Origin of the sequence: Streptomyces sp. NPDC094032, assembly GCF_040303965.1 — a bacterium.
Taxonomy (GTDB): Bacteria; Actinomycetota; Actinomycetes; order Streptomycetales; family Streptomycetaceae; genus Streptomyces.
Genome location: NZ_JBEOUE010000013.1, coordinates 141333 through 165679, shown reverse-complemented (window position 1 = coordinate 165679; position 24347 = coordinate 141333). Strand labels below are relative to the sequence as shown.

At 74.4% G+C, this 24347-nt stretch carries 20 protein-coding genes and 1 riboswitch; of the genes, 12 read left to right on the top strand and 8 right to left on the bottom strand.

Features of this window, described 5'->3' with window-relative positions:
• Window positions 1-98: 98 nt before the first annotated feature.
• Window positions 99-1697, bottom strand: a complete 1599-nt coding sequence (gene abc-f, locus ABTZ54_RS20145; protein ID WP_351664971.1) for a ribosomal protection-like ABC-F family protein — start codon at window positions 1695-1697, stop codon at window positions 99-101.
• Window positions 1698-1908: 211 nt separating this feature from the next.
• On the opposite strand from abc-f, the gene ypfJ reads away from it, so the two are divergent.
• Together ypfJ and ABTZ54_RS20135 are read left to right on the top strand one after the other, a co-directional pair.
• Complete coding sequence (gene ypfJ, locus ABTZ54_RS20140) at window positions 1909-2799, top strand: KPN_02809 family neutral zinc metallopeptidase (RefSeq protein ID WP_351664969.1); 891 nt, start codon at window positions 1909-1911, stop codon at window positions 2797-2799.
• Between the two features lie 108 nt (window positions 2800-2907).
• Window positions 2908-3312: a VOC family protein gene (locus tag ABTZ54_RS20135; protein ID WP_351664967.1), complete on the top strand. Its 405-nt coding sequence runs from the start codon at window positions 2908-2910 to the stop codon at window positions 3310-3312.
• Between the two features lie 28 nt (window positions 3313-3340).
• Here ABTZ54_RS20135 and ABTZ54_RS20130 read toward each other — a convergent pair whose 3' ends face one another.
• Both ABTZ54_RS20130 and ABTZ54_RS20125 read right to left on the bottom strand, forming a co-directional pair.
• Window positions 3341-4720, bottom strand: coding sequence for a hypothetical protein (locus tag ABTZ54_RS20130; RefSeq protein WP_502997281.1), 1380 nt, complete (start codon window positions 4718-4720; stop codon window positions 3341-3343).
• 90 nt (window positions 4721-4810) lie between these two features.
• Window positions 4811-5938 (bottom strand): alpha/beta hydrolase, encoded by a 1128-nt coding sequence (locus ABTZ54_RS20125; protein ID WP_351664963.1) that lies wholly within the window; start codon window positions 5936-5938, stop codon window positions 4811-4813.
• Window positions 5939-6311: 373 nt separating this feature from the next.
• Between ABTZ54_RS20125 and ABTZ54_RS20120 the strand changes: the two genes are divergently transcribed.
• From ABTZ54_RS20120 to ABTZ54_RS20090, 7 genes are all read left to right on the top strand, one after another.
• The gene (locus ABTZ54_RS20120) at window positions 6312-7601 is read left to right on the top strand and encodes an inorganic phosphate transporter (RefSeq protein ID WP_351664961.1); all 1290 of its coding nucleotides are present in this window, start codon (window positions 6312-6314) and stop codon (window positions 7599-7601) included.
• Window positions 7602-7617: 16 nt separating this feature from the next.
• Window positions 7618-7839, top strand: coding sequence for a hypothetical protein (locus ABTZ54_RS20115; RefSeq protein ID WP_351664959.1), 222 nt, complete (start codon window positions 7618-7620; stop codon window positions 7837-7839).
• A 112-nt stretch (window positions 7840-7951) separates the two neighbouring features.
• Window positions 7952-8093, top strand: a riboswitch (cobalamin riboswitch).
• 32 nt (window positions 8094-8125) lie between these two features.
• Window positions 8126-9112 (top strand): cobalamin biosynthesis protein, encoded by a 987-nt coding sequence (locus ABTZ54_RS20110; RefSeq protein WP_351664957.1) that lies wholly within the window; start codon window positions 8126-8128, stop codon window positions 9110-9112.
• Complete coding sequence (locus ABTZ54_RS20105; protein ID WP_351664955.1) at window positions 9109-10617, top strand: cobyric acid synthase; 1509 nt, start codon at window positions 9109-9111, stop codon at window positions 10615-10617. The genes ABTZ54_RS20110 and ABTZ54_RS20105 overlap by 4 nt, the downstream gene beginning before the upstream one ends.
• A gap of 79 nt (window positions 10618-10696) precedes the next feature.
• Window positions 10697-12757 (top strand): putative cobaltochelatase, encoded by a 2061-nt coding sequence (locus ABTZ54_RS20100; protein ID WP_351664953.1) that lies wholly within the window; start codon window positions 10697-10699, stop codon window positions 12755-12757.
• Window positions 12757-13365 carry a cob(I)yrinic acid a,c-diamide adenosyltransferase gene (cobO, locus tag ABTZ54_RS20095; RefSeq protein WP_351664951.1) on the top strand — a complete coding sequence of 203 codons (609 nt, stop codon included), beginning with the start codon at window positions 12757-12759 and terminating at the stop codon, window positions 13363-13365. The genes ABTZ54_RS20100 and cobO overlap by 1 nt, the downstream gene beginning before the upstream one ends.
• Window positions 13359-14840, top strand: coding sequence for a cobyrinic acid a,c-diamide synthase CobB (locus tag ABTZ54_RS20090; protein ID WP_351664949.1), 1482 nt, complete (start codon window positions 13359-13361; stop codon window positions 14838-14840). Before cobO ends, ABTZ54_RS20090 begins: the two co-directional genes overlap by 7 nt.
• Before the next feature lie 2 nt (window positions 14841-14842).
• Here ABTZ54_RS20090 and ABTZ54_RS20085 read toward each other — a convergent pair whose 3' ends face one another.
• Window positions 14843-15571 carry a ZIP family metal transporter gene (locus ABTZ54_RS20085; protein ID WP_351664947.1) on the bottom strand — a complete coding sequence of 243 codons (729 nt, stop codon included), beginning with the start codon at window positions 15569-15571 and terminating at the stop codon, window positions 14843-14845.
• Between the two features lie 57 nt (window positions 15572-15628).
• On the opposite strand from ABTZ54_RS20085, the gene cobC reads away from it, so the two are divergent.
• A complete protein-coding gene (cobC, locus tag ABTZ54_RS20080; protein ID WP_351664945.1) occupies window positions 15629-17197 on the top strand; it encodes an Rv2231c family histidinol phosphate aminotransferase CobC in 1569 nt (522 codons plus the stop codon).
• 104 nt (window positions 17198-17301) lie between these two features.
• Here the strand turns inward: cobC and ABTZ54_RS20075 are convergent, their stop codons facing one another.
• On the bottom strand, window positions 17302-18297 hold the full coding sequence (locus ABTZ54_RS20075; protein WP_351664943.1) for an SCO1860 family LAETG-anchored protein: 996 nt from the start codon (window positions 18295-18297) through the stop codon (window positions 17302-17304).
• A 305-nt stretch (window positions 18298-18602) separates the two neighbouring features.
• Window positions 18603-19367: a siderophore-interacting protein gene (locus ABTZ54_RS20070; RefSeq protein WP_351664941.1), complete on the bottom strand. Its 765-nt coding sequence runs from the start codon at window positions 19365-19367 to the stop codon at window positions 18603-18605.
• Between the two features lie 60 nt (window positions 19368-19427).
• Here ABTZ54_RS20070 and ABTZ54_RS20065 point away from each other — a divergent pair, with 60 nt between their 5' ends.
• Entirely contained in the window at window positions 19428-21563 is a 2136-nt protein-coding gene (locus ABTZ54_RS20065; protein ID WP_351664939.1) for a penicillin acylase family protein, read from the top strand.
• Entirely contained in the window at window positions 21560-22123 is a 564-nt protein-coding gene (locus ABTZ54_RS20060) for a GNAT family N-acetyltransferase (RefSeq protein ID WP_351664937.1), read from the top strand. The genes ABTZ54_RS20065 and ABTZ54_RS20060 overlap by 4 nt, the downstream gene beginning before the upstream one ends.
• 36 nt (window positions 22124-22159) lie before the next feature.
• Here the strand turns inward: ABTZ54_RS20060 and ABTZ54_RS20055 are convergent, their stop codons facing one another.
• Both ABTZ54_RS20055 and ABTZ54_RS20050 read right to left on the bottom strand, forming a co-directional pair.
• Window positions 22160-23254, bottom strand: coding sequence for an amidohydrolase family protein (locus ABTZ54_RS20055; protein WP_351664935.1), 1095 nt, complete (start codon window positions 23252-23254; stop codon window positions 22160-22162).
• A 9-nt stretch (window positions 23255-23263) separates the two neighbouring features.
• Window positions 23264-24232 carry a beta-propeller domain-containing protein gene (locus ABTZ54_RS20050; RefSeq protein ID WP_351664933.1) on the bottom strand — a complete coding sequence of 323 codons (969 nt, stop codon included), beginning with the start codon at window positions 24230-24232 and terminating at the stop codon, window positions 23264-23266.
• Window positions 24233-24347: the final 115 nt, after the last annotated feature.

Genomic DNA, 24347 nt, shown 5'->3' with positions numbered 1-24347 from the left:
CCGGGGGTACGAGACGCTCTCACTCAGATGAAGGATCACCCATGAGCCGAATGATCCAGCCCGGCATGATCACTCCGGGCCCGGGCGGTCCGCGCCGGTCAGGCCAGGGCGACCAGGTCCGCGTAGTCCGGGCCCCACAGGTCCTCGACGCCGTCCGGGAGCAGGATGATCCGCTCCGGGTCGAGCGCCTCCACGGCACCCTCGTCGTGGGTGACGAGCACGACCGCGCCCTTGTACGTGCGCAGCGCGCCGAGGATCTCCTCGCGGCTGGCCGGGTCGAGGTTGTTGGTGGGCTCGTCCAGGAGCAGCACGTTGGCCGAGGAGACGACCAGGGTCGCCAGCGCGAGCCGGGTCTTCTCGCCGCCGGAGAGCACCCCGGCCGGCTTGTCGACGTCGTCGCCGGAGAACAGGAAGGAGCCGAGCGTCTTGCGCACCTCGACCAGGTCGAGGTCGGGGGCGGCGGAGCGCATGTTCTCCAGGACCGTGCGCTCGGGGTCGAGGGTCTCGTGCTCCTGCGCGTAATAGCCCAGCTTGAGGCCGTGGCCCGGGGTGACCTCGCCGGTGTCGGGCCGCTCGACCCCGCCGAGGAGGCGGAGCAGGGTCGTCTTGCCCGCGCCGTTGAGGCCGAGGATGACGACGCGGGAGCCCTTGTCGATGGCCAGGTCCACATCGGTGAAGATTTCGAGCGAGCCGTACGACTTGGACAGGCCCTCCGCCGTGAGCGGGGTCTTGCCGCAGGGCGCGGGCTCCGGGAAGCGCAGCTTGGCGACCTTGTCGGAGACGCGGACCGCCTCCAGGCCCGACAGCAGGCGCTCGGCGCGCTTGGCCATGTTCTGCGCGGCGACCGTCTTGGTGGCCTTGGCGCGCATCTTGTCGGCCTGCGAGTTGAGCGCGGCGGCCTTCTTCTCGGCGTTCTGGCGCTCGCGCTTGCGGCGCTTCTCGTCGGCCTCGCGCTGCTGCTGGTAGAGCTTCCAGCCCATGTTGTAGACGTCGATCGTGGAGCGGTTGGCGTCCAGGTAGAAGACCTTGTTGACGACGGTCTCGACCAGGTCGACGTCGTGGGAGATCACGATGAAGCCGCCGCGGTAGGTCTTCAGGTAGTCGCGCAGCCAGGTGATCGAGTCGGCGTCGAGGTGGTTGGTCGGCTCGTCGAGGAGCAGGGTGTCCGCGTCGGAGAAGAGGATGCGGGCGAGCTCGATGCGGCGGCGCTGACCGCCGGAGAGGGTGTGCAGCGGCTGGCCGAGGACCCGGTCGGGCAGGCCCAGCGCGGCGGCGATGGTGGAGGCCTCGGCCTCGGCCGCGTACCCGCCCTTGGTGAGGAACTCGGTCTCCTGGCGCTCGTACTGCCGCATGGCCTTCTCGCGGGTGGCGCCGGCGCCGGAGGCGATGCGCTCCTCGTTCTGGCGCATCTTGCGGATCAGGACGTCGAGGCCGCGGGCCGACAGGACGCGGTCGCGGGCCAGCACGTCGAGGTCGCCGGTGCGCGGGTCCTGCGGCAGGTAGCCGACCTCGCCGGAGCGGGCGATGGTGCCGGCGGCCGGCTGGCCCTCGCCCGCGAGGCACTTGGTGAGCGTGGTCTTGCCCGCCCCGTTGCGGCCGACGAGGCCGATGCGGTCGCCCTTGGCGACACGGAAGGAAGCGGACTCGATGAGGACGCGGGCGCCGGCGCGCAGCTCGATACCGGAAGCGGTGATCACGGACAGACTCCTGGGCGGTGGGAAGGGCGGAAGGACGGCTGATGGCGGGCTTCGACGCCGCTAATGCACCCAGAGGAGACAGACCATGTGGTCAGTCTAACGGGCTCCTGCAACTGATTTTGGGCCATGCGGCATACCTCACATGCTTCACAAAAGGGGTGGCATACGGCGGAGCCGTCGATACTCGGCTCAAACGCGGAGGGCGGTGGGCATGCAGTTCGACGACGACGCCGACCTGGACACCTCGGAGGTCAAGGACGTCCGGGGCAGCCGGGTGCCGGGCGGCAGGGCCACCATCGGCGGCGGGGTCATCGGTCTGATCGCGCTGGTCCTGGGGCTCCTCTTCGGGGTGGGCCCCGAGCAACTCGGCCTGTCCTCGGGCGGCGACGAGCCGGCCGCGACGGCCTCCTCGGCGACCCAGGTGAGCCAGACCTGCAAGAAGGGGTCGGACGCGAACACCCGGGAGGACTGCCGGATCGTGGCGGTCGTCAACAGCGTGCAGGACTTCTGGCGGGCCGAGTACGCCCGGCGCGGCGGGCGGTACACGCCCGCCGCGACCGTGATGTTCACCCAGCGGGTGCCCACCGCCTGCGGCACGGCCACCTCGGCCGTCGGCCCCTTCTACTGCCCCGGCGACCGCCAGGTCTATCTGGACCTCGGCTTCTTCGACGAGCTGCGCACCAAGTTCGGCTCGTCGGGCGGCCCCTTCGCGCAGGCGTACGTGGTGGCGCACGAGTACGGGCACCATGTGCAGAACCTCATGGGGACGCTGGCCAGGGCCCAGGACGGGCGGACCGGTCCCGACTCCAACGCCGTGCGGGTGGAGCTCCAGGCCGACTGCTACGCGGGGGTGTGGGCGCGGCACGCGACGACCACCCCCGACGACCGGACCGGCCGGCCGCTGATCACCCGGCTGACCGAACAGGACATCCGCGACGGGCTTGACGCGGCCGCGGCGGTGGGCGACGACCGGATCCAGGAGCGCTTCCAGGGGCGGGTGACGCCGGAGAACTGGACGCACGGCTCGGCGGCGCAGCGGCAGCAGTGGTTCTCCACCGGCTACTCCACGGGCGACCTGGCCCGCTGCAACACCTTCCGGTGACGCGGCGGCCTCCGGCGCTGTGTCGGTGGCGACTGCCAGACTGAGACCCAGGTCACATTCGTCATGGAGTTCCGTCAGGGACTCCGCACAGGAGAGGAAGTGGTCGGGATGGCCGAGGCACCCGACATCTGTCCGACACTGCGGTACGAGGACGCGAAGGCCGCGATCACGCTGCTGACCGAGGCCTTCGGCTTCACGGCGACCGCGGTGTACGAGGGCGAGGACGGGCGTGTGATGCACGCGGAGCTCGCGTACGGGAACGGGATGGTGATGCTCGGCAGCTCGGGCTCCGGCAGCGAGTTCGACAAGCGCATGGCGGGCGGCGGCCCGACGGGGGTGTACGTGCGGGTGGCGGACGTGGACGAGCACCACGCGCGGGCCGTGGCCCACGGCGTGGAGATCGTGATGCCGCCCACCGACCAGGAGTACGGCTCCCGCGACTACATGGCCCTGGACGGCGAGGGCAACGTCTGGAGCTTCGGTACGTACGCCCCCGGCGCCGCGGCCGGGTAGCGACAGCCCGGACGCGGCCCGGAGGGGGTCAGGACCCGCCCGTGTGGACCTGGAAGGCGGCCCGGCGGACCGCCTTCGCCAGGGCCGGGTCGGGGTGCGCCGCGGCGAGCGCGACCAGGACCTGCACGGTGCGTGGGTGGCCGACGGCCCTGACCGCGTCGAGCAGGGCCGGGACGGTGCCCTGCACGGCCGAGTCCAGGTGGCGTACGAGCAGGGTGCTCTCGCCGTGGTCGGCGACGGCGGCGGCGGTGTCCACCCAGAGCCAGGTCGCCTCCTCGCGGGTGAGCACCTCGGGGGCGTCGTCGGGGTCGGCGCCCTCGTACTCGGCGAGCCAGAGCAGCGCGTACGGGCGCAGCGAGGGCTCGGCGAGGGCGGCGCGGACCTCGGGCTCGGCCGGGGCGCCGACCACCCGCAGGGCCTCGAAGGCGAGGCCGCGCAGCAGGGCGTCCTCGCCGCGGGCCACGGCGAGGAGCTCGCCGACGGCGCCGGCGAGGGTGCGGGCGGCGAGCCAGGCGCGGTACTCGTCGCGGGCCGGGCCCGGGGTGAGGCGGGCGCAGCCGCGCAGCATGTCCTCGGCGGACTGCTCGATGTTGCCGGCGGGGCTCTGGGCGGCGACGCAGATCTGCTCCAGCTTGACCCAGACCGCCCAGTTCCCGAGCGGGGTCAGGGTGGCCTGGCCGGTGCCCAGGGTCAGGGCGCCGACGGCGGCCAGGCCTTCGAGGGCCCAGTCGAGCAGCGCGGGCAGTCCCTCGGCGGCGGGGGCGGTCTCGACGGCGGTGCCGGGGGCCGGGACCTCGCAGCGCTCCTCGCGCAGCTCCTCGACGCGCTGCCCGAGCAGGTCGAGCAGGGTGGGCACGGGGACGGGCCCGGCGGAGAGCTGGAGCAGCGAGAGGATCTGCGGGACGGCCTCGACGACCTCGGCGACGGCGCCGGGGGCGACGGCCTCGGGCACCGGGTGGACCAGCGACCAGGCGTCGAGGAGGGCGACCCAGCCGCGCAGCACGGCGGAGTCGTCGCGGTCCCAGGCGTGCAGCCGCCAGCCGGGGCGGGCGGTGCCGCCGTGCAGTTCGACGAGTCCGGCGAGCCGGGCGCGGTCCCAGCCGGCCCGGACCTGGGCGGGTGTCAGATCGAGCGCGGCGGCGGCCCGTTGTCCGTCGCCGACGTCCGCGGGTGCGGTCTCGGTGTTGCGGTCCACGGCGGCCCAGCGGGCGATCCGTACGGCGTCGGCCAGCACGGCACGGGCCTGGCCGGCCAGTTCCGCCCGGGGCGGTGTCCCCTCGGGCGGCCGCGGCGCCGGGCGGGTGCGCCGGGTCGTCACGGCCCGCCGCGCGGTGGCGAGGGCCCGCGGACGGACGAGTCGGAGTCTGGAGTTGCGCGCCAATGGTTCATCGGGCTTTCGAGACGTCACGGGGGCAGTCTTCCCGCTGACGGCCCGAAAGCCCAATCGGAATCCGCAACGCCGCTGCATCGGGCCCGGCGTCGGGTGCTGGGGCCTGTCCTAGACGAGCGGCGTCAGGAAGCGCCGCAGGGCCTCCTCGTAGCGGAGCGGGTCCGCGTTCCACATGGCCGCGTGGGGGGCGTTGCCGACCGTGGTGAGGGTGACCAGGTCGGGGCGGAGGGCGGCCAGCCGCTGCGAGCGGTCCCAGGGGGCGATCGTGTCGTCGGGTCCGTGGAAGAGGAGGGTCGGCACCCGCAGGCCGGAGGGGTCGGCGGCCTCCGCGAGCCGGTCGCCGTGCAGGCCGGTCCTGCCCTGGGCGGCGCGGACGGCGAGCGGGACGAGGGGGCCGGGGATGCCGCGGGCGGCGACGAGGTTGCGCAGGGTGGCCTCCCAGTCGAGGACCGGGGAGTCGAGGACCAGGCCGCTGACGCGGTCGCGCACCCCGGAGCCCGCGGCGGCGTGCAGGGCCATCGCGGCCCCCGCGCCCCAGCCGTGCAGGACGACCTGTTCGGCGCCCCGGCGGACGGCGTAGCGGATGGCGGCGTCGACGTCGCGCCACTCGGAGTCGCCCAGGTGGGCGAGGCCGTCGGGGGCGGGGGGCGCGCCCTCGTCGCCGCGGTAGGCGGGGACGAGGACGGGGACCTGCCGGCGCTGGAGGAAGGGGACCAGGTTGAGCGCGTGCTCGCGGGTGGCGCCGAGGCCGTGCAGGGCGATCACCCAGGTGGAGTGGGCGCCGGGGACGAGCCAGGCGGGGAGGTTGCCGAGCTCGCCGGGGATCTCGACGTCCTCGTAGGAGAGGCCGAGGGCGGTCTCGGGGGTGCCGCAGTGCAGCTGGGGGGTGAAGCGGACGCGGGCGCCGGTGGAGAGGGTGCCGAGCTCGACCCGTTCGAGCCGGCGCACGACGGTGTCCGCGGTGTGCGGGACCCGGTCGAGGACGGGGCCGACGACCGCGTGCAGTCCGGCGGCCTCGATCCCGTAGGTGCCGGGGCGCAGGGAGGCCAGGCTGCGGGTGAGGGTGATCCGGCCCGGTCCGGTGGCGTGCACCGTCAGTTTCGGATCCCCGGGGAGGGGCCGTCCGGACGGCACCCCCAGGGCGGCGTCGCTTGCGTACCGGCCGGCCGCCACCGCGGCCGCGCCGACACCGATCACTGTGGTGACGGCCACTGCCGTCGCTGTAGCCGGGCGCACGCTCCCAGTGTCGGCAGAGGGCGGGAAGGCTGCCACCGGACGGCACCCCGGACGAGTGACAAGGGTCTCCCCCGCGGGGTCGTCCGTACGGCTGACGGGGTCGGTGGCGGGTCCACGGGACGGAACGGGTGGAGAGTGGTGGAAGGGGGGTGAGTCGTATCCGTCCCGGTACGCCAGGGCTTACCCCGGGTCGCACCGTGACCGCATGGTGGACGGCCCTGCCGTCGGGGCGGGATCGGGGACGTATCGGGGACGTAAGCGGAATCTCCGGACCCTGGTTGGGGACACCACACAGCCCGACCCAGTTCATCTTCCGTTCACCCAGGTTGCGTACGTTCGACGAGTCACTGACGTCAAACGATTGCCTGGGTAAATGGAACACATCACGCTGCTGCTCGCGATTGTGGTCGTGACAGCTCTCGTGTTCGATTTCACGAACGGTTTCCACGACACCGCCAACGCGATGGCGACGACCATCTCGACCGGTGCTCTCAAGCCCAAGACGGCGGTGGCCATGTCCGCCGTGCTGAACCTCGTCGGCGCGTTCCTGTCCGTGGAGGTCGCCAAGACGATCTCCGGCGGGATCATCAACGAAGAGGGCATTCGCACAGAAGTGATCTTCGCGGCGCTCGTCGGCGCCATCCTGTGGAACCTGCTGACCTGGCTGCTCGGTCTGCCGTCCAGCTCCTCCCACGCCCTGTTCGGCGGCCTCATCGGCGCCGCCGTGATGTCGGCCGGCTGGGACGCGGTCAACGGCCCGACCATCGTCACCAAGGTCCTGATCCCGGCCGTCGCCGCGCCGATCGTCGCCGGTCTGGCCGCGATGGTCGCGACCCGCCTGACGTACCGCCTCGGCGCCAAGTCGAACACCGGCACGAAGGCCACCGCCAAGGGCTACCGGGCCGGCCAGATCGCGTCCGCCGGTCTCGTCTCGCTCGCCCACGGCACCAACGACGCCCAGAAGACGATGGGCATCATCACCCTCGCCCTGGTCACCAGCGGCGTCCTGGCCCCCGGCGCCAACCCGCCCATGTGGGTCATCGTCTCCGCCGGTGTCGCCATCGCGCTCGGCACCTACCTCGGCGGCTGGCGCATCATCCGCACCATGGGCAAGGGCCTCACCGACCTCCAGCCGCAGCAGGGCTTCGCCGCCCAGACCAGCGCCGCGACGGTCATCCTGGCCTCCTCCCACCTGGGCTTCTCGCTCTCCACCACCCAGTCCTGCTCGGGTGCCGTGATGGGTGCCGGCCTCGGCCGCAAGGGCGGTGTCGTCCGCTGGTCGACCGCCACCCGGATGTTCGTCGCCTGGGGTCTGACCCTGCCCGCCGCGGGCCTGGTCGGCGCCGCCGCCGAGTTCCTCACCAAGCAGGGCACCTGGGGCATCGCCGCCGTCGCGGTCCTGCTCGTGGCCGGCTCGGCCGTGATCTGGTCGCTGTCGCGCCGCAAGCCGGTCGACCACACCAACGTCACCGCCGACGACATCGACGCCCCCGCCGCCCCGGCCGAGCCCGCGGGCGTCGTGACCACCGCCATCGCGGCCGTCACCCCGCCGCCGCCGGCCGGCTCCGTCGCCGCCGTCGCGGACGCGGACCTGAAGACCACCATCCCCACCCCGGGCCCCACGGACCCGGCCGCTCCCCCGGCCCCCGCCGCCGCGGTCTAAGGAACTGGAACCAAGCATGAAGATCGACTGGGCAGCCCTCGGCTCCGTCTTCGGAGTCAGCCTCGTGGCGACCGTCGCGCTGGTGGGCCTCTTCACCCTCGGTGTCATGGGCCTCTCCAAGCAGGAGGAGGCCGCCGAGAACGGCGGCTCCGCCACGCTCGCCGTCACCGGCGCCTACGCCTGCTTCGCGCTGTGCCTGGCGGCCGTCTCCTACGGCATCTACCTGATCGTCGCCTGACGCACCGAGCACACCGGCCGGGCGGTCCGCACCACGAGGTGCGGGCCGCCCGGTCCTCGTGTCTGTGGCGCTCCGCACAGTGACCCGACGCAGGTCAAGGGTGAGTTGACGGCTGTTCGCACAGCGTGGTGGACTGCCGGGGCCATTACGGCGGCAGTAGAGGAAGTCCGGTGCGATTCCGGCGCGGTCCCGCCACTGTGACCGGCCCCCCGGGGCCGGGAGTCAGGAACTCTCGCCGCCGGTCACGTCGATCCAGGGCGCGGACCCTGAGTGAGGACAGAGCGCCATGCCCGGCCGCGGCCTCAGCATTCCCGGTGCCTTCTCGGGTGCCACCAGCGCCTTCGCGTACGGAGCGGCCGCCGGCCTCGCCGTCGACCTGCTCGCCGGCGACCCCCGCCGCGGCCATCCCGTCGCCGCCTTCGGGCGCGCGGCCGGCGCCGTCGAGGAACACCTGCTGCGCGACCACCGCGGCTGGGGCGCCCTGCACACCGCCGTCTGCGCCGGATCCACCGTGGCGCTCGGCGCGCTGGCCGCCCGTACGGTACGGGGCAGCCGCACCGCCACCGTCGCCCTGACCGCCGCCTCCGTGTGGGCCGTCGTCGGCGGTACGACCCTGGGCCGCGAGGCCCGCGCGATCGGCGGGGCGCTCGCGGCCGGGGACCTGGAGGTCGCCCGGGAGCGCCTGCCGCACCTGTGCGGACGCGACCCGCACTCCCTGGACGGTCCCGCGATGGCCCGCGCGGTCGTCGAATCGGTCGCCGAGAACACCTCCGACGCCGTGGTGGGCGCCCTGTTCTGGGGCGCCGTCGCGGGCGTGCCGGGCCTGCTCGGCTTCCGGGCGGTGAACACCCTGGACGCGATGGTCGGCCACAAGTCGCCGAAGTACCGCCGCTTCGGCTGGGCCTCGGCCCGGCTCGACGACCTCGCGGGATGGCCCGGCGCCCGGCTCACCGCCGTGCTCGCCACCGTCGCGGGCGGCGACCCGCGCGGCGCGGCACGCGCCTGGCGCGCGGACGCCTCGAAGCACCCCAGCCCCAACGCGGGCCCGGTGGAGGCCTCCTTCGCGGGCGCGCTCGGCGTACGGCTCGGCGGGACGCTGGCGTACGGCGGCCGGGTCGAGCACCGGCCCGTGCTCAACGGCGAGGGGCGGCCCGTCGAGGTCGCCGACATCGACCGGGCGGTACGGCTGTCCCGCCGGGTCACCGGACTGACCCTGGCCGCCTGCGTGGGCGGCCGGATGATCGCGAGCGCGCTGAAGCGGAGGAACGCATGAGGGGTGGGGGGCTGCTCGTCGCCGGGACCACGTCCGACGCGGGCAAGAGCGTCGTCACGGCCGGCATCTGCCGCTGGCTGGTCCGGCGGGGGATCAAGGTCGCGCCGTTCAAGGGGCAGAACATGTCCCTGAACTCCTTCGTGACCCGGGAGGGCGCGGAGATCGGGCGCGCCCAGGCCATGCAGGCGCAGGCCGCCCGCGTCGAGCCGAGCGCGCTGATGAACCCGGTGCTGCTCAAGCCCGGCAGCGACCGCTCCAGCCAGGTCGTGCTGATGGGCAAGCCGGTCGGCGAGATGAGCGCCCGCGGCTACCACGGCGGACGCCAGCAGACGCTGTTCGAGCCGGTGATGGCGTGCCTGGAGGAGCTGCGGGGCACGTACGACGCCGTGATCTGCGAGGGGGCGGGCAGCCCGGCCGAGATCAACCTGCGGCGCACGGACATCGTCAACATGGGCATCGCGCGGGCCGCGCGGCTGCCCGTCGTGGTCGTCGGCGACATCGACCGGGGCGGGGTCTTCGCCCAGTTCTTCGGGACGACGGCGCTGCTGGCGCCCGAGGACCAGGAGCTCGTCGCCGGCTACCTGGTGAACAAGTTCCGGGGCGACGTGACGCTCCTGGAGCCCGGCCTCGACATGCTCCACGGGCTCACCGGACGCCCGACCCTCGGTGTCCTGCCGTACGCGCACGGGCTGGGCATCGACGAGGAGGACGGGCTGCGCGTCTCGCTGCGGGGCACCGTCCGGGAGTCGGTGGTGGCGCCGCCGGTCGGCGCCGACGTGCTGCGGGTCGCCGTCTGCGCCGTACCGCTGATGTCCAACTTCACCGACGTGGACGCGCTGGCCGCCGAGCCGGGCGTCGTCGTCCGGTTCGTGGACCGGCCCGAGGAGCTCGTCGACGCGGACCTGGTCGTCGTGCCCGGCACCCGGGGCACCGTCAAGGCCCTCGCCTGGCTGCGGGAGCGCGGGCTCGCCGACGCGCTGGCGCGACGCGCCGCCGAGGGGCGCCCGGTGCTCGGCATCTGCGGCGGCTTCCAGGCGCTCGCCGAGCGGATCGAGGACGACGTCGAGTCGAGGGCCGGCGTGGTCGACGGGCTCGGGCTGCTGCCCGTACGGGTGCGCTTCGGGGTCGAGAAGACCCTGGCCCGGCCGGTCGGCGAGGCGCTCGGCGAGCGGGTCGAGGGGTACGAGATCCACCACGGCGTCGCCACCGTCGAGGGCGGCGAACCCTTCCTCGACGGCTGCCGGGTCGGCGCGGTGTGGGGCACCCACTGGCACGGCTCGCTGGAGAGCGACGGCTTCCGCCGGGCCTTCCTGCGCGAGGTCGCCGCCGCCTCGGGACGGCGCTTCGTCCCGGCCCCCGACACCTCGTTCGGCGCGCTCCGCGAGGAGCAGCTGGACCGCCTCGGCGACCTGATCGAGGAGCACGCCGACACGGACGCGCTGCTGCGGCTCATCGAGGAGGGCGTCCCGGCGGGGCTGCCGTTCGTGCCGCCGGGTGCGCCGTGAGCGCCCCGCCCGCGCCGACCCCGCCCGCACCGACCCCGCCCGTCCCCCTCTCCGTACGACTCGAAGGAGTGACCACCCGATGAGCACCCGCTTTCCGTTCACCGCCGTCGTCGGCATGGACGACCTGCGGCTCGCGCTGCTCCTGAACGCGGTCAGCCCGGCCGTGGGCGGTGTGCTGGTCCGTGGCGAGAAGGGCACCGCGAAGTCGACCGCCGTGCGCGCGCTCGCCGAGCTGCTGCCGGCCGTGTCCGTGGTCGCGGGCTGCCGCTTCAGCTGCGACCCGGGCTCCCCCGACCCCGGCTGCCCGGACGGGCCGCACGAGGCGGCGGGCGGGGCCTTGGGCGCGGACGAACGGCCCGCGCGGATGGTCGAGTTGCCCGTCGGCGCCTCCGAGGACCGGCTGGTCGGCGCGCTCGACATCGAGCGGGCGCTCGCCGAGGGCGTGAAGGCCTTCGAGCCGGGGCTGCTCGCCGACGCGCACCGGGGCATCCTCTACGTCGACGAGGTCAACCTCCTCTCCGACCACCTGATCGACCACCTGCTGGACGCCGCCGCCATGGGCTCCTCGTACGTCGAGCGCGAAGGCGTCTCCGTGCGGCACGCCGCCCGCTTCCTGCTCGTCGGCACCATGAACCCCGAAGAGGGCGAGCTGCGGCCGCAGTTGCTCGACCGCTTCGGGCTCACCGTGGAGGTCGCCGCCTCCCGGGTGCCCGAGCAGCGGGTCGAGGTGGTCCGGCGGCGGCTCGCCTTCGAGGACGACCCGGCCGCGTTCGCCGCGCGCTGGGCAGGCGAGGAGGCCGCGCTGCGCGAACGGATCGTCGCCGCCCGGGAGTTGCTGCCGCAGGTGACGCTCGGGGACGCGGTGCTGCTCCAGATCGCCGCGACCTGCGCCGCGTTCGAGGTGGACGGCATGCGCGCCGACATCGTGATGGCCCGTACGGCGACCGCGCTCGCGGCCTGGGCGGGCCGGACCGAGGTCACGTCCGAGGACGTCCGGCAGGCGGCGCTGCTCGCGCTCCCGCACCGGCGGCGGCGCAACCCGTTCGACGCGCCGGGCATGGACGAGGACAAGCTGGACGAGACCCTTGAGCAGTTCAAGGGCGAGGAGCCGGACGACGAGCCCGAGCCGGAGCCGGACGGTCCGGGCGACGGGGGTCCCGGTGGGGGCGGTGGCGGGATTCCGCCGCAGGGGGACGGGCCCGCGCCCGAGAGCGACGGTGCCGCGCCCGAGGAGGCCCCGGCGCCCGCGCCGCAGAGCGGGGCTTCCGGCTCCGGTTCCGGCTCCGGGGAGCGCGCCGCCGTGCGGGCCGCCGAGCCGTTCCGTACGAAGACGCTGAGCGTGCCCGGCCTCGGCGAGGGGGCCGCCGGGCGCCGCTCCCGGGCCCGTACCGAGCACGGCCGCACGACCGGCGCCACCCGCCCGCGCGGCGCGCTGACCAAGCTGCACCTGGCCGCCACCGTGCGGGCCGCCGCCCCGCACCAGAAGGCCCGGGGGCGCAGCGGCCCCGGTCTGGTGGTGCGCAGGGACGATCTGCGGCAGGCGGTCCGGGAGGGCCGGGAGGGCAACCTCGTGCTGTTCGCCGTGGACGCCTCCGGTTCGATGGCGGCCCGGCAGCGGATGAGCGCGGTGAAGGGCGCGGTGCTCTCGCTGCTGCTCGACGCGTACCAGCGGCGCGACAAGGTCGGTCTGATCACCTTCCGGGGGCGGGACGCGGAGCTCGCGCTGCCGCCGACCTCGTCGGTGGACGCGGCCGCCGCGCGGCTCGAACAGCTCCCGACGGGCGGGCGTACGCCGCTGTCGGCGGGGCTGCTGAAGGCGCACGACGTGCTGCGGGTCGAGCGGCTGCGGGACCCCTCGCGGCGCCCGCTGCTCGTGGTCGTCACCGACGGCCGCGCGACCGGCGGCGGCCCCGATCCGCTGGCGCTCGCCACCCGCGCCGCGCGGCTGCACGCCGCCGACGGCACGGCGAGCGTCGTCGTGGACTGCGAGACGGGACCGGTGCGGTTGGGCCTCGCCGGGACCCTCGCCCGTGAACTCGGCGGCACCGCCGTCACCCTGGACGAGCTGCGCGCCGACTCGATCGCCGGGCTCGTCAAGGACGTACAGGCAGGAGAACGGACTATGAGGAGGGCCGCTTAATGCCGCAGGGACAGGTCTCCGTCGTGCCCGACGACGGTCTCACCACCCGCCAGCGCCGCAACCGCGCACTCGTGATGGTGCACACGGGCGTCGGCAAGGGGAAGTCGACCGCCGCGTTCGGCATGGCGCTGCGCGCCTGGAACCAGGGGTGGCCGATCGGGGTGTTCCAGTTCGTCAAGTCCGCGAAGTGGAAGGTCGGCGAGGAGAACGCCCTCAAGGCGCTCGGCGAGACCGGCAAGGGCGGCACGGTCACCTGGAACAAGATGGGCGAGGGCTGGTCCTGGATCCAGCGCGAGGTCGCCGAGGGCGAGCAGTCGCACGAGGACAAGGCCCGCGAGGGCTGGGAGCAGGTCAAGCGGGACCTCGCCGAGGAGCGGTACAAGTTCTACGTCCTCGACGAGTTCGCGTATCTGCTGCACTGGGGGTGGATCGACGTGAAGGAGGTCGTCGAGGTGCTGCGGGACCGGCCCGGTCACCAGCACGTCGTGATCACCGGCCGCAACGCGCCGCAGGAGCTCGTGGACTTCGCGGACCTCGTGACCGACATGTCGAAGGTGAAGCACCCGATGGACGCGGGTCAGAAGGGCCAGCGGGGCATCGAGTGGTAGCACGTCTCGTCATCGCCGCGCCGTCGTCGGGCGCGGGCAAGACCACGGTCGCGACCGGTCTGATGGCCGCGTTCGCCGGCCGTGGTCTCGCGGTGTCCCCGCACAAGGTCGGCCCCGACTACATCGACCCGGGCTACCACGCGCTCGCCACCGGGCGGCCGGGGCGCAACCTCGACGCGTACATGTGCGGTACGGAGCTGATCGCGCCGCTCTTCCTGCACGGCGCGCGCGGGTGCGACCTGGCGGTCGTCGAGGGCGTGATGGGGCTGTACGACGGCGCCGCGGGCCAGGGCGAGCTGGCGTCGACCGCGCAGGTCGCGAAGCTGCTGCGGGCGCCGGTGGTGCTCGTCGTGGACGCGTCGTCGCAGTCGCGGTCGGTGGCGGCGCTGGTGCACGGCTTCGCGTCCTGGGACCCGGAGGTGCGGCTGGGCGGGGTGATCCTCAACAAGGTCGCGACGGATCGGCACGAGGTGCTGCTGCGGGAGGCGCTGGAGGAGTCGGGGGTGCCGGTCCTCGGCGTGCTGCGGCGGGCGCCGGCCGTGGCTACGCCGTCGCGGCATCTGGGGCTCGTGCCGGTGGCCGAGCGGCAGGCGCAGGCCGTCGATGCGGTGGCGGCGCAGGCGGAGCAGGTGCGGGCTGGGTGCGATCTGGATGCGCTGATGGCGCTGGCGCGGTCGGCGCCGGCGTTGCGCGAGGAGCCGTGGGATGCCGCCTCGTCGTTGTGGGCAGGCGTTCCGCAGGGCGGAACGGGTGGGCACAACGCGACCACCGGCCTGCAGACGGCGAACGCGCTGTGGGTGTCCGGGGTAGAAGAGCGGCTGCACGCCGGTGGTCCCGTGGTGCCCACCCGTCCCGCCCTGCGGGACGATTGCCCACCACGGCGGGTTGCCGTTGCCGGTGGGGCTGCCTTTACCTTCTCGTATGCCGAGCATGCTGAGTTGCTCAGCGCCGCCGGTGCCGAGGTCGTGACCTTTGATCCGCTTCGGGATGAGGTGCTGCCTGAAGGGACTCGGGGGCTTGTCATCGGGGGTGGTTTCCCCGAGGTGTACGGGGAGGAGCTGTCTGCGAACGTGCCTCTGCGGAAGGCCGTTGCCCAGCTTGCCGCGTCCGGGGCGCCCGTTGCCGCCGAGTGTGCTGGGCTGCTTTATCTGGCGCGGTCGCTGGACGGGCGGCCGATGTGTGGGGTGCTCGATGCCGACGCGCGGATGTCGGAGCGGCTCACGTTGGGGTATCGGGACGCGGTCGCCGTGAACGACAGTGTGCTGGCGGCGGCGGGGACGCGGATGCGGGGGCACGAGTTCCACCGCACGGTGATCGAGCCGGGCGCCGGGGAGCTGGCGGCCTGGGGGCTGCGGCAGCCGGAGCGCCGGGTGGAGGGCTTCGTGCAGGGCGGGGTGCACGCGAGTTACGTGCACACGCACTGGGCGGGGGCGCCGCTGGCCGCCGCGCGTTTCGTGGAGCACTGCGGCGCGTGAACTCAGCCGCCCGAAAGGCCCACCACGAGCCAGATGAAGGCCACGCCGGCCACCGTGCACAGCAGGGTGGTCAGGGCGGGGTGTTCGTGGTGGGCCTCCGGCAGGATCTCGGCGGCGGCGAGGTAGAGCAGGGCGCCGCCGAAGAACCCGAGATAGCTGCCGAGCAGTTCCTCCGGAAGGGTGAACAGCAGGGTGGAGGCGGCGCCGACGAGCGGGGCGACCGCGTCGGCGAGGAGCATGGCGAGGGCCTTGCGGCGGGCGTTCCCGTACAGGCTGGTGATCGTGTACGTGTTGAATCCGTCGGCGAAGTCGTGGGTGATGACGGCGAGCGCGACGGTCGCGCCCATGCCGCCGCCGACCTGGAAGGCGGCGCCGAGGGCGATGCCGTCCATGAGGCTGTGGCCGACCATGGCGGCGGCCGCCGTGAGGCCGACCTGCGGGGTCCGCTCCCCCGCCTCGGCGCCGTGCGCGGCGCTGCGGACGGCGAGGAGACGTTCCACCACGTGGGCGAAGAGGAAGCCGCCGACGAAGAGCAGCAGGGCCTGGGGGACGCCGAAGACCTTCTGTCCCGCGGCGTCCATGGCCTCGGGGAGCAGGTCGAGTCCGACGACGCCGAGCATGAGTCCGCCGGCGAGGCCGAGGACGAGGTGGCGCCGGTCGGTGACGCGTTGGGCCGTCCAGCCGCCGAACAGCGTCATGAGGAACGCGCCGAGCGCGACGACTACAGCCATGGGCCTTTGCTATCCGATGGCGGCTCGTCCCCGCACCTCGAAGCCGGGGGCCGGGTCGTGGTGGGGGTCGGGGCGCGGTCGGTCGCCGGGGCGGCGGAGGTGCTGGAGCTGATCGCGGCGGCGCTGCGCGAGGCCGGTCTGGGCGAGGGCGACGTGACCGCGCTGGCGACGCTGGAGGCGCGGGCCGGGGAGCCGGGGGTCGCGGGGGCGGCGGCGCGGCTCGGGGTGCCGGTGCGGGGGTTCCGGAGCGAGGAGCTTGCCGGGGTGCCCGTACCGCATCCGTCGGGTCGGGCGCTGGCCGCGACGGGGACGGCGTCGGTGGCGGAGGCGGCGGCGCTGCGGGCGGCGGGGCCGGGGGCGGTGCTGGTGGTGCCGAAGCGGCGGACGCGGAGCGTGACGTGCGCGGTCGCCCGTTCTGTGGCGGGTTGCCGGGATGATGCGGCTTTGTCGAACGAAGATGCCTTAGGCGTACGGTTGTTGGGCCGGGGCCACGGGTACATCGCAGGCGAGCCCGGCTCATCCCCCACACGCACTTCCCCCATCCCCACCCCCCACACGACGGCGGCCATGGACATCCACACGCATGCTGATGGACACGATCTGCGGCACCACGGCGACGCCGAGGTCCGGGACGAGAAGCTGACCGACCTCGCGGTCAACGTCCGGACGAACACGCCGCCGGACTGGCTGCGGGAGCGGATCGCCGATTCCCTGACCGGTCTGGCCGCCTACCCGGACGGGCGGGTGGCGCGGGCGGCGGTGGCCGAGCGGCACGATCTGCCGGCCCGGCGGGTGCTGCTGACGGCGGGCGCGGCGGAGGCGTTCGTGCTGCTCGCGCGGGCGCTGCCGGCGCGGCGGCCGGTCGTGGTGCATCCGCAGTTCACCGAGCCGGAGGCGGCGCTGCGGGACGCCGGGCACGAGGTGGGGCGGGTGCTGCTGCGCGAGGAGGACGGTTTCCGGCTGGATCCGGCGGCGGTGCCGGAGGAGGCCGATCTGGTGGTGATCGGCAATCCGACCAATCCGACGTCGGTGCTGCATCCGGCGGCGGACATCGTGGCGCTCGCGCGGCCCGGGCGGACGCTGGTGGTCGACGAGGCGTTCATGGACGCGGTGCCGGGCGAGCGGGAGTCGCTGGCCGGGCGGACGGACGTGCCGGGTCTGGTGGTGCTGCGGAGCCTGACGAAGACCTGGGGTCTGGCGGGGCTGCGGATCGGCTACGTGCTGGCGGCGCCGGAGACGATCGCCGCGCTGGAGCGCGTACAGCCGCTGTGGCCGGTGTCGACGCCGGCGCTTGTGGCGGCGGAGGCCTGCATGTCGCGGGCGGCGCTCGCGGAGGCGGAGGAGGCGGCGCACCGGATCGGGGTGGAGCGGGCCCATCTGCTGGCGGGGCTCGCGGAGTTCGACGAGGTGCGGGTGGTCGAGGCGGCCGAGGGCCCGTTCGTGCTGGTGCGGATCGAGGGGGCGGACGCGGTGCGGGACCGGCTGCGGGGGCTCGGCTTCGCGGCGCGGCGCGGCGACACCTTCCCGGGGCTCGACCGGAACTGGCTGCGGCTCGCGGTGCGGGACCGGGCGACGACGAACCGCTTCCTCCAGGCCTTGGACCAGGCGCTGCTGATGCTGGGCTGAGTCGGCGCTTCCGGGCGGGGTGGTGCCGCGCGTGCGGCACCACCCTCGCCCGTCCCCCCCGTCCCCCCGTCCCTCGTCCCCCCGTCCCCCGTTCTCTCCCTCGGTCAGCCGCGCGCGCGGGCGCGACCGCGCGCGAGGACCATGGCGCCGCCGCCGACGCCGAGGAGCAGCAGGGCGCCGCCGGCCAGGTACGGCGTCATGGAGCTGCCGCCGGTCTCGGCGAGGTTCTCGGTGGGGGTGGTGCCGCCGTTGTTGGTCGTGACGCCCGTGGCGTGGCTGGGCTCGGTGGAGGGCCGCTGCGAGGGCTGCTCGGACGGCCGCTGGGAGGGCTGCTCGCTCGGGCGCTCGCTGGGGCGCTCGCTGGGCTTGGTGCCGGCGGGGGTCGCGCAGGTGGCCTCGGCGAGGGTGACCTTGCCGCTGACCTCGGCGACGTTGAGGTTGAGCGGGTTGACCGTGACCGAGAGCTCCAGGGCGGTGGCGGCGGCGGTGCGGGAGGTGGTGGAGGTGCGGGAGAGGTCGAGGACGACCTCGCCGACGCCGGGCACGCTCACCTTGGTCTGGCCGCCGGTCGACAGGGTGGTCTTCTTGCCGAGGACGGTGATGTGGCCGAGCAGGTTGGACTCGGCGACCGGGCGCTTGCCGGCCTCGCAGACGGCCTTGGAGGTGACCTTCTCGACCTCGACGAGCGAGAGCAGCGGGAGTCCGGGGACGTGGACCCGCGCCTTGACGAGGTTGACGTATCCCTTGGCCGTGTTGCCCTGGACGGTCGCCTCGGAGGTGGCGACGTCGGCGCGCAGGACGTCGACCGGGCGGTTGTTCTCCGCTCCCTGGACCCGCACGGTGAGGGCGGTCCGCTGGGCGCTGGCCGGGGCCTCGACCTCGTTGAGGGAGGCGCGCAGCGGCACGCTCACCGCCTTGTTGAGCAGGTTCACGTCGAGTCCGGCGCGCAGGACGACGGCGGTGGCGTGCCCCTCGGCGCCCTCGCCGCCCGTGGCGTGGGCCGCCGGGGCCACGAGGAGCACGGGGCCGACCGCGAGCGCGGCGACGGTGGCGGCAGCGGCGGAACGGCGTACGGGCATGCGGAAGGTGTTGCTGTTCAAGACGGTGGAACCCCCACGAGAGACATGGCGTCGCCGGCCGCTCGCCACGGGGACTGTGGGTCGTTGCGGCAACGGCGACTGAGACACCGGAATCTTTACGCACTGTGGGTGAACTGGCAGACACCTGGCGTGAGTTCACCCCAAAGGGTGGTTTCCGAGTTCATATTCGAATCTATCGGCACAGGCGTTCTCACGAGCCCCGCGCGTCGCGGTGCGCGCGGGGCGCGGGGGCGCGTTCGGCGGCGCCCCCTGCCGACCGAGCGGAAGTGCTTCAACGATCCGCGCCGGGCGGGGGTAACGGATCGTCAACCCGCCGCGCGGTCCGCGACACGCTCCCGCGAGGGCCGCCAGTAGCCGAGGGCGCGCACCCGCTCCTTGGGCAGACCGAGCTCCTTGCGGACGTACGCGGCGAGCGCGCGGGTGGTCGCGGTGTCGCAGGCGATCCAAACGTACGGGTCGGAGGAGGCGGCCACCAGCGCCGGCAGCTCCTCGCGGACCCGGGCGACCAGCGCCGCCCCCGCGCCCTCGCGCGGCACCCGGCGCAGCTCGTGCCGGTCGGGGTCGAGCCGCACCGGGAGGGCGTCGTCGGAGGCGTGGGTGGTCTCGAACCAGAGCGTGGCGGGGGTGCCGGGGAAGGCGTCGAACAGGGAGTTCACGGCGGGCAGCGAGGCGGCGTCGCCGATCAGGAGGAGACGGCCGGGGGCCGGCTCGGGCGCGGTGAAGCCGGTGCCCTGGAGGGTGGCGTCGACGGTGTCGCCGGGGGAGCAGGCGCGGGCCCAGCGGCTGGCGATGCCGTCGTGGAGGGCGAACTCCAGGCTGAAGGTGCCGGATCCGGGGTCCGGGTCGACCAGGGTGTAGGCGCGCTGGTGCGGCTTGCCGTCCTGCTCGAACCAGAGCCGTACCCACATCGTGGGGTGGACGCCCGCGGCGGCGAGCAGCCCGCCGTCGGTGAAGCGCACCCTGCGGTAGTGCTCGGTCACCTGCTCGGCGCCGGTCACGGTGAATGTGAAGTCCCTGCCTCGGAACAGCTTGAGGACGACGCCCTCCCAGCCATGGCCCGTACGACCCACCCCGGTCTCCCCTGCTCTCGGTCCTGTAGATTAATTTAGGTCAGCCTAACCTAAGAAACGATGATCGGATCGGGGCCGAACGCAGTGAGCATCGAGGTCTACCGGGACGCCTACGGCATCCCGCACCTGCGCGCCGACGGTCCGCGCGAACTGGCCCGCGCCCAGGGCCTGGTGACCGCGCGGGACCGCGCCTGGCAGCTGGAGGTCGAGCGGCACCGGGCCCAGGGCACCACCGCCGCCTTCCTCGGCGCGGCGGAGACCGGCTGGGACACCTTCGCGCGGCAGGCCAGGCTGGCCGACACCGCGCGCCGCTGCCACGACCGGCTGGACGCGGAGACGGCCGCGTGGGTGCGGGCGTACGTGGACGGGGTCAACGAGGGCCTCGCGGAAGGCGCCTCGCGGGCACCGGAGTTCGCGGCGACCGGCCTGGAGCCGGGGCGCTGGGAGCCCTGGACGCCGCTCGCGGTGTGGCTCTCCACCCACATCCTGTTCGCCGGCTTCCCCACCAAGCTCTGGCGCGACCAGGTCGCGCGGCGGCTCGGCGAGGAGTGGACGGAGCTCTTCGCGACGGACGGCCCCGGCACCGCGGGCTCCAACGGCTGGGTCGTCTCCGGCGCCCGCACCGCGAGCGGCGCGCCGCTCGTGGCGGGCGACCCGCACCGCTTCATCGAGGCGCCCGGGGTCTACCAGCAGATCCGGCTCTCCTGCCCCGACCACGACGTCCTCGGCCTCGCCGTCCCGGGCGTCCCCGGCCTCGCCCACTTCGGGCACACCGGCCGCGTCGCCTGGGCGATCACCAACGCGATGGCCGACTACCAGGACCTCTACCGCGAGCGCCTGCGCCGCCGGCCCGACGGCCGCGTCGAGGCCCTCGGCCCGTCCGGCTGGGAGCGCGCGACCGCGCACACGGAGACGATCCGGGTCGCGGACGCGGCGGCCCCGGTCGAGATCGAGGTGATCGAGACGGCCCGGGGGCCGGTGATCATCGGCGCGGACGGCGGGAGCGACGCCGACGGCGGGAGCGACGCGGACGCCTCCGCCGAATGGGAGGCCGTCAGTCTGCGCCACCCGCCCCGGGTCACCGGCGAGCTGGGCTTCGCCGCGCTGCCCGCGCTGCTGCGGGCGCGGAACGTCGCGGACGTGGACCGGGCGCTCGACCCGTGGATCGAGCCGGTGAACGTCGTGCAGGCGGCCGACGCGGACGGCGGGCTGCTGCACCGGGTCGCCGGGTACGTGCCCGTGCGCGACCGGCTCAACTCGCTGCGGGTGGTGCCCGCCTGGGAGGCCGCGCACGCCTGGACGGGCGAGGCCGCGGAGCTGCCGCGCGCCGAGGTCGGGGAGCACGCGGTCATGGCCAACGCGCGCGGGCTCGCCGGGCCGCTGGGCGTCGAGTTCGCCCCGCCGCACCGCGCCGAGCGGATCACCGCGCTGCTTGACGCCTCCAAGGCCTGGACGCCGGCCGCGATGGAGGCCGTCCACGCCGACACCGACAACCCCGCCGCCCGCCGCCTGCTCGACGCCGTACGGGACGCTGTACGGGACACCGACGAAGCTGCGCTCTCCCCCGCCGCGCTGGCCGTGCGCGGCACGCTCCTCGGCTGGGACCGGCGGATGGACGCCGACAGCGTGGACGCCGGGCTCTACGCGGCGGTGCGCGGGGCGGTCGTCCGCCGGCTCGCGGCGCACGAGGCCTTCACGGACCTGCGCGCACCCGCCCCGTACCCCGCGCTGTTCCAGCCCTGGCTGGCGCTCGGCCCGCGGGTCGCCTTCGCCCTGGAGACGCTGCTGGTCGCCGGGCCCGTGCCGGCCGGGGACGTGCGGCGGATCGTGCGGGAGGCCCTGGAGGAGACCGGGGCCGCCGACGCCCCGCCCGCCTGGGGCGTCACGCACCGGCTCGCGCCCTGGCAGGCGCTGCCCGACACGGACGACGCGCAGTGGCCCGGACTCGCCGGTGACCACGACTGCGTGCTGTCCACCTCCAGCGTGCCCGGCTACACCGACCGGGCCGCCCGCGCCTCGGCCGCCCGCTACGTCTGGGACCTGGCCGACCGCCGCCGCAGCCTGTGGGTCGTGCCGTTCGGCGCCTCCGGGGTGCCCGGCGACCCGCACCACCGTGACCAGCTGCCCCTGTGGCTGCGGGGCGGTCTCGCCCCGGTCGTCACCGACTGGAACGACCTCGTGAAGGAAGAAGCATGAGCAGAACCGAGCACGTCCAGACCGTCGAGGGCTTCGGCACCGTCCGGGTCGACCGCATCGACCCCGAGCACCACGCCGAGCTCATCCACCGCTGGGTGAACGAGGAGCGCGCCCGCTTCTGGGGCATGAACGGCACGACCCTCGACCAGGTGCGGGAGATCTACGCGCACCTCGACTCGCTCACCACCCACCACGGCTTCCTGGTGCACCGGGACGACGAGCCGGTGGGCGTCTTCCAGACGTACGACCCCGAGGCCGACCGGATCTCCGAGTGCTACGAGGTCCGGCCGGGCGACATCGGCGTGCACCTGTTCCTCGCGCCCACCCTCGCCCCGGAACCCGGCTTCACCGAGCGCCTGTTCAGCGTCCTGCTCGACTTCGCGCTGACCGGCCGCAGCCGGGTCGTGGGCGAGCCGGACGCCGCCAACGAGAAGGTCCTCGCCCGACTGGCCCGCACCGGCTTCGAGCTGGGCCCGGAGATCGTGCTGCCGGAGGTGGACCTGCCGGAGGTCTTCATCCCGGAGAAGCGGGCCCGACTGGTCTACTACCCGCGGGCCTGACGGTCGCCGAGGGCCTGACTGGCCCGGGCCCCACGGTCAGCCGATCACCCGTCCGTTGACAACCACGCGCCGGGGCGCCGCCAGGGCGCGGACGTCGGCGCGCGGGTCCTCGCCGTAGACGACGAGGTCGGCCGGGGCACCCTCCTCCAGGCCGGGGCGGCCCAGCCAGGCGCGGGCGCCCCAGGCCGTCGCGGAGAGGGCGTCGAGGGCGGGGATGCCCGCCTTCGTCAGCTCCTCGACCTCCTCGGCGACCAGGCCGTGCGCCAGGGAGCCGCCCGCGTCGGTGCCGACGAAGACGGGGACGCCCGCGTCCCAGGCGGCGCGGACCGTGTCGTACCGGCGCTCGTGGAGCCTGCGCATATGCGCCGACCAGCGCGGGAACTTCTCCTGGCCGCCGTCCGCGAGGTGCGGGAAGGTCGCGATGTTGACCAGCGTCGGGACGATGGCGACGCCCCGCTCGGCGAAGAGCGGGATGGTCTCCTCGGTGAGCCCGGTGGCGTGCTCGACGCAGTCGATGCCGGCCTCGACCAGGTCGCGCAGCGAGTCCTCGGCGAAGCAGTGCGCGGTGACCCGGGCGCCGAGCCGGTGCGCCTCCGCGATGGCCGCCTCGACCTCGGCGCGCGGCCAGGACGGGGCGAGGTCGCCCAGGTCGCGCTCGATCCAGTCGCCGACCAGCTTGACCCAGCCGTCGCCGCGCCGCGCCTCGCGCCCGACGTACGCGACCAGTTCGTCGGGCTCGATCTCGTGCGCGTAGTTACGGATGTAGCGGCGGGTGCGGGCGATGTGCCGACCGGCCCGGATGATCTTCGGCAGGTCCTCGCGCTCGTCGATCCACCGGGTGTCGGAGGGCGATCCCGCGTCGCGGATGAGCAGGGTGCCGGCGTCCCGGTCGGTGAGCGCCTGCTTCTCCGCGGTGGCCCCGTCGACCGGACCGTGCTTGTCGAGCCCGACGTGGCAGTGGGCGTCGACCAGGCCGGGCAGCACCCAGCCCTCGACGGTCAGGGCCTCCCCGGCCAGGCCCCCGGGCCGCTCGAACGTGATCCGCCCGTCGACGCACCAGAGTTCGTCCCGTACGTCCTCCGGGCCGACGAGCACCCGCCCCTTCACATGCAGCACCACGTGATCGCTCATACGGGCACTCTACGGGCGCCAGTCGGCCTCCAGGTCGTGCGCGTCGGCCTTGGTCAGCTGGGTGAGGGCGGTGCCGTCGGCCCGTACCAGGAAGAGGTGCTGGGGGTCCGCGTCGTCCATGCCGCCCCGGGTGAAGACCACCCGCCGGCCGTCCGGCGACCACGCCGGGTACGTGTCGTTGGCGCGGGCCGAGGTGATGCGGTGCGCGCCCGTGCCGTCGGGGCGGACGACGTAGAGGTGAGCGAAGCCGGTGGCGTCCACGCGGCTGAAGACGATCCGGTCGCCGCGCGACCAGTCGGGCGTCCCGTCGTGGCTGCCGGGACCGGTGATCGGCGTCTGGGCCAGGGTGGCGAGCCGCAGGCGGATCAGGCGGCTGTTCCCGGCGGCGTCCGCGCGGTGGAAGACGAGGTACGTCCCGTCCGGCGACCAGGACGGGTGGAGGTCGTCGGCCGCGGTGTGGGTGAGCCGGGTCGCGGGGCTCCCGTCGGCGTCGGCGACGTAGATCTCGCGCTGGGTGCCGACCGGCTTGGCGAAGGCGATCCGGGTGCCGTCCGGGGACCACGCCGGGTCGGACGCGCCCTTGGTGCCGGGTACGGGCGTCAGGCCGCCGCCGGTGCTCTTCATCGTCCAGATGCCGTCGATCGCGCCCCCGGCCCCGTACCGGACGAAGGCGACCCGCTTGCCGTTCGGGGACCAGCGGGGCATGACGTCGCTGACGGTGGGGGTGTGGGTGAGCTGGACGGGCGTGCCGCCGGTGGGGGCGACGGTGTACAGGTCCTCGACGGGCGCGGTGGCGGTGTAGCGGGCGAAGACGAGGGACGGGGCCCCCGCCGCGCCCGCGTCTTGCGCGCCGCCCAGGGTCGTCAGCGGTGCGGTGACGGCGAGGACGGCGGCGGCCACGGCGGCGCGGCGCGGGAGCGCCCGGCCCGTCCGGTCGGTTGCCTCGACACCGGCGGTTCTCCCGGTTCTCCCCGGCATGGCGTCCACCCCGTCCCCTCGCGGCGGCTCCCCCGCGGGGCCGCTCCGGCGCGGAGCGTCCCACCGGCGGGGGCCGGGGGGAAGAGGGGCGGCGCATCGTTTCCGCGACGGTGTC